This is a genomic window from Rhizobium sp. P1_E1, from assembly GCF_056406015.1.
Window position 1 is genome coordinate 1 of record NZ_JBFUAY010000271.1, and the last position, 5,281, is coordinate 5,281.

Genomic DNA, 5,281 nt, shown 5'->3' on the forward strand with positions numbered 1-5,281 from the left:
CTCAAATCGGGCGTCCATTTTGTCGTCTCTCCAGGTGTGTCGAGAGATGTTCTATCGGCAGAGCGCACAATAATTGRATCGCTGACACTTCAGACAGATGGAATTTTCGCGTGGCCGAGCGATCTGGCTTATTATGTAGAAAAATATTCTGTAAGTCTGCCGCAGGAATTCCTCCAACATATGGCGCATAATGCTTGGGTTATTCCCGCCGATATCGATATTCACAGTTTAGAAGATTGAGTACTGGGACCGGAAGGATCCGGGGGAGGTTGATGGGAGGATACTGTCCCCTATTCGGAATACTTTTCTGCGTGGAAACTTGCAGAGTGTCCGGGGATATCCTTTTATCAACTTGACCGTCTACTTACGGCAAGGCGTGCGTCGTCGACATTTTAGTTATGTCTAACCTTCAGTCACGCATGCGCTTCCCTGCCGCGATAGACCTCCGGATCGGGGATTGGAACCGCAGCGATTAGCGCTCTTGAGTAATCATCCCTCGGGTTCTCAAAGATATCCCGCCGTGTGCCGGTTTCGATGATACGGCCGGCGCGCATGACGGCGACGTTGTGGGACATGCGCTCGACGACGGCCATGTCGTGGGAGATGAACAGATAGGCGAGCCCCATCGTTTCCTGCAGTTCGAGCAGCAGGTCGAGCACCCGGGCGCGGACCGACACGTCAAGCGCTGCGACGCTCTCGTCGGCGACGATCAGCTTGGGCTCCAGCGCCAGGGCACGGGCGATGCAGATGCGCTGGCGCTGGCCGCCTGAAAATTCGTGCGGGTAGCGCGTCGCCGCATCAGGCGTCAGGCCGACCCGGCGCAGCAGTTCGGCGACGCGGTCCTGCCGTTCGCTGTGGTTGCCGATACCGTGGATGACCATCGGTTCGCCGATCGCCTTGCCGACGGCCATGCGCGGGTCGAGCGAGGCATAGGGATCCTGGAAGATCATCTGCGCCGAGCGGCGCACGGGCCGCATCTCGCGCTGGCTGAGGCCGGCGATATTGCGGCCGTCGATCAGCACGTTGCCCTTGAAGGGGACGAGACCGAGCACGGCCTTGCCCGTCGTCGATTTGCCGGAGCCGCTTTCGCCGACGAGGCCGAGCGTTTCACCCGGCAGGATATCGAAGGAAACGCCATCGACGGCTGCGACCGACGGCTTGCCCTTGAAAAACCGGCTTGCGGCATTGCCATAGGTGACGGTGAGGTCGCGCACATTCAGCACCGGCGTGCGGTCCGGATGCAGCGTCTCGACGGCGCGCTGCGTGATGCGCGGCGGTCGGTCGGTGCCTGCAAGCGCGCCGAGCCGCGGGACGGCGGCCAGCAATTGCTGCGTATAGGCCTCCTTCGGCCGCTGGAAGACGGCGAGCGCCGTTCCCTGCTCGACGATCCTGCCATTCTGCATGATGACGACGCGATCGGCCATTTCGGCGACGACGCCCATGTCGTGGGTGATGAGGATGATCGAGGCGCCGAATTCGCGCTTCAACTCGCGCATCAGCCTGAGGATCTGTGCCTGCACGGTGACGTCGAGTGCCGTCGTCGGCTCGTCGGCAATCAGCACCTTCGGCCGGCAGGAGAGCGCCATGGCGATCATCACCCGCTGGCGCATGCCGCCGGAAAGCTCGTGCGGATATTGCTTCAGCCGCCGGGCCGGCTCGGTGATCTGCACGGCATCGAGCATCTTCAGCGCCACCGCCTCGGCATTGTCGCTGCCCTGGTGCGCGCGGATTGCCTCCGTCAGCTGGTTGCCGACCGATATGACCGGGTTGAGCGAGGTCATCGGCTCCTGGAACACCATGGCGATATCGCCGCCACGCACGCTGCGCATCGCCCGGTCGGAAAGTGTGAGCAGGTCGCGCTCGCCGAGCATGATGCTGCCGGAGGCCACCCGCAGCGAGGCTTTCGGCAAGAGCCCCATGATCGACAGCGAGGTGACCGATTTGCCGGAGCCGGATTCGCCGGCAATGCAGAGCGTTTCGCCGCTTGCAAGCTCGAAGCTGACATCCTGGAGCACCGGCTTGCGGCCTTCGGGCGTGCGGGCATCGACGCTCAGATTGCGAAGGCTGAGCACCGGTGCTGCGGCGGGCATGGCTTCGTTCACGCGAACACGATCCTCGGGAAGTAGAAGGAAACCACCCAGTTCGGCTGGTCGACGATCTCGCTGATGCGGAGATCGCCGCAGACCGAGCAGAGCAGATAGGCATCGATGGCGCTCATGCCATGTTCGGCGCCGAGAAGATCGATCATCCGCATGACGCTTTCGCGCGCCCCGGTCATCAAATCAGGGCCGATGCCTGTCGTGACCTCGTAGCCGGCGCCGTCGAGGTGGCGGGTCACCGGTTCGGTCGTGGTGAAGCGCGGCGTCTGCAGCTTGGCGTCTTTGACGAGCTCGATCGTCGCTTCGACGTTCATCTGGCTTTCGATCGCCGTGCCGCAGACTTCGCCATCGCCCTGGGCGGCATGGGTATCGCCGATCGAAAACAGCGCGCCGTCGACCTCGACGGGCAGGTAGAGCGTCACCCCCGCCGTCAGGTCGCGGATATCCATGTTGCCGCCGACGCGACGTGGGGGAACGACGGAATGGGTGCCGGGCTCGGCGGGTGCGACGCCGATCGTGCCGGCGAAGGGCTTCAGCGGTACGCGGCCGCCCGGACCGTATAGAGCGGGCACCATGCTGTTGGCGTCATAGGACCAGACGTGCAGCGCCGGATCCGTGAACTGATCGGCGAGCAGGCCGAAGCCTGGGATATTGGCCGTCCAGCCGACGCCCGAGGGAATGAACTTGCGCAGCGTCACCTTCAGCGCATCGCCGGGCTTGGCGCCTTCGATATAGACCGGGCCGGAGACCGGATTGATCTTGCCGAAATCGAGCGCGTTCAGCGTTTCCAGGGTCGCGTCGCTTCCGAGCTGGCCACCTGATGAATCCATGCATTCGAAGTGGATCGTCTCGCCGGGTTTGGCGACGACAGCGGGGGCGAAATCCTTGTTCCAGCCGAAATTATGCTGGGCGCGGTGAATGGTGTGGGTGCAGGCGATGCACATGTCGTGTCTCCCTCAATTTTATGATGCCTTCCCGGCAGGAACCGGGAAGGCTTTGTTTCTTCAGGGCTTATTGCTTCACGAAGATCGCGTCGTAATTGATGACGCGGGTCGGATCGATGTAGATGTTGTCAGCACCGCCCATGCGCAGCGACTTGGCGACGACGCGGCGTTCGTTGATGACAGGGATCCACGGCGCATCGGCCATGATGTCGGTGAAGATCTTGCCCCAGGCGGCGGTGCGCTCGGCCGCCTTTGCCGGATCGGACATCGAGTCGGCGGCAACGGCGCGCTTGTCGAGATCGGCGTTGCAGTACCATGACCAGTTCCAGCCGCCCGGAACTGCGCCGGCGCAACCGAGGATCGGGCCATAGAAGTTGGACGGATCCGGGAAGTCGGCGATCCAGSCSAKGCCGCCSGACCAGAYCATCGGCGCTTCGCCTTCCGTGCCGCCGGCCGAGATGACGTTTGCCTGGGCCAGCGCCCGGACTTCGGCCTTGACGCCGATGGCGGCCAGATCCTGCTGGATCGCCTGGGCGATACGCGGCTGCGGATCGGTATTGGTGGAGTAGAGCACGGTCTCGAAGCCGTCGGGATAACCGGCTTCGGCCAGCAGCGCCTTGGCTTTCGCCACGTCATAGGCATAGCCGGTGAAGGCCTTGTCGTAGCCCGGCATCAGCGGCGGCAGCGGCTGGTTGGCGGGCGTTGCGCGGCCGTTGAGGATGCGGGTGATGCGGTCCTTGTTGATCGCCATGTTCAACGCCTGGCGAACCTTGACGTTGTCGAAGGGCTTCACCTTGGTGTTCAACGTGATGTAGCCGGTGTGCAGCTGTTCGCCGTCGACGATCATCTGCGCGCCATCGGCCGAATTCTTGATTTCGAGGAATTTTGCCGGCGGAATGCCGTCGCCGGCAATATCGACCTCGCCCTTCTGCAGGCGCAAGAGCGCTACCAGCGGCTCCTGGCCGACCTCGACCTTGAAACTGTCGATATAGGGAACGCCCTTGACGAAATAATCCTTGTTGCGCTCGAAAACGAGCTGCTGGCCGATCGTCCAGTCCTTCAGGATGAAGGTGCCGGAGCCGACCGGCTTCTTGCCGAAGTCGCCGGCGGCTGCCTCGACGGCTTCCTTCGGCACGACTGAGGCGAAGTTGATGGCGAGCACGTGCAGGAAGGTGGCGTCGGGACGCGAGAGGTTGAAGATGACCGTGCTGTCATCCGGGGTCTCGATGCCGGAGAGCGTCGTCGTCTTGCCGCCGGTTTCTTCCTCGAAGCCCTTGATGGCGCCGAAGAAGCCGGCGCCGGGGCCTTGCGTCTTCGGGTCGACGGCGCGTTCGATCGAATATTTCACGTCGGAGGCGACGACCTCGCGGCCGTTCGAGAACTTCACGCCCTTGTGCAGCTTGAAGGTATAGGTCAAGCCGTCGGGCGAAACGGTGAAGCTTTCGGCAAGCGAGGGAACCGGGTTCGGCGTGCCGGGCGCATAATCCATCAGGCGGGAATAGAGGCTCTTGATCATCGACCAGTTGACCCAGTCGTAGCCGATCGCCGGGTCGAGCGTGGTGATGTCGTCCTTGTAGGTGACGACGATATCGCCGCCCTGCTTGGGCGTTTCCTCAGCCATGACGGACAATGGGGCGAGCGCCACCATCGTTGCCATGGTCGTCTGTTGCAGCCAGCGTTTGAACATCTTGGTTCCCCTTCTTTGGTTGCTGTCAGCGTGTGCGGATGCGCGGATCGATGACCGGCGCGACGAGGTCGGCAAGCAGATTGCCGATGATGATGGCGAGCGCCGACGTCAGCGTGACGCCCATGATGATCGGGATGTCGACCTGCTGGATCGCCTGCCAGGCGAGCTGGCCGATGCCGGGCCAGCCGTAGACCGCTTCAACCACGACCACGCCGCCCATGAACTGGCCGATATCGATGCCGATCATGGCGATGATCGGCAGCACGGCATTGGGCAGCGCATGGCGCAGGATGACGCGCTTCGAGGAAAGACCCTTGGCGCGCGCCGTGCGGACATAATCCTGGTTCAGCACGTCGATCATCGACGAGCGCACCATGCGGGCGTACCAGCCGGCGCCGCAGATGCCGAGTGTGACGGCCGGCAGGACGAGATGCGAGAAGCTGCCATAGCCGCTCATCGGAAACCAGCCAAGCGTTGCCGCCAAGAGGTAGAGCAGCAGCAGGGCGACGAGGAATTGCGGCGCCGAGGTGCCGACAAAGGAGGCCATCATC

Annotated in this window: 5 protein-coding genes; 1 reads left to right on the forward strand and 4 read right to left on the reverse strand. The window is 62.9% G+C overall.

From position 1 onward, the window contains the following. A partial coding sequence (locus tag AC1D1Z_RS33680) for a hypothetical protein (RefSeq protein WP_477853163.1) occupies positions 1–240 on the forward strand: 240 nt, incomplete at its 5' end. 173 nt (positions 241–413) lie between these two features. Here AC1D1Z_RS33680 and AC1D1Z_RS33685 read toward each other — a convergent pair. From AC1D1Z_RS33685 to AC1D1Z_RS33700, 4 genes are all read right to left on the reverse strand, one after another. Further along, positions 414–2,102 carry an ABC transporter ATP-binding protein gene (locus AC1D1Z_RS33685; protein ID WP_477853164.1) on the reverse strand — a complete coding sequence of 563 codons (1,689 nt, stop codon included), beginning with the start codon at positions 2,100–2,102 and terminating at the stop codon, positions 414–416. Beyond that, the gene (locus AC1D1Z_RS33690; protein WP_113543839.1) at positions 2,099–3,043 is read right to left on the reverse strand and encodes an acetamidase/formamidase family protein; all 945 of its coding nucleotides are present in this window, start codon (positions 3,041–3,043) and stop codon (positions 2,099–2,101) included. The genes AC1D1Z_RS33685 and AC1D1Z_RS33690 overlap by 4 nt, the downstream gene beginning before the upstream one ends. Before the next feature lie 67 nt (positions 3,044–3,110). Then, positions 3,111–4,730, reverse strand: a complete 1,620-nt coding sequence (locus tag AC1D1Z_RS33695) for an ABC transporter substrate-binding protein (protein WP_477853165.1) — start codon at positions 4,728–4,730, stop codon at positions 3,111–3,113. A gap of 25 nt (positions 4,731–4,755) precedes the next feature. Then, the coding region (locus AC1D1Z_RS33700) for an ABC transporter permease (protein WP_477853166.1) at positions 4,756–5,281 on the reverse strand (526 nt) is incomplete at its 5' end.

Coding starts and splice junctions, on each gene's coding strand:
- AC1D1Z_RS33690 (WP_113543839.1), bottom strand. CDS start 3,043: ATGTGCATCGCCTGCACCCACACCATTCACCGCGCCCAGCATAATTTC.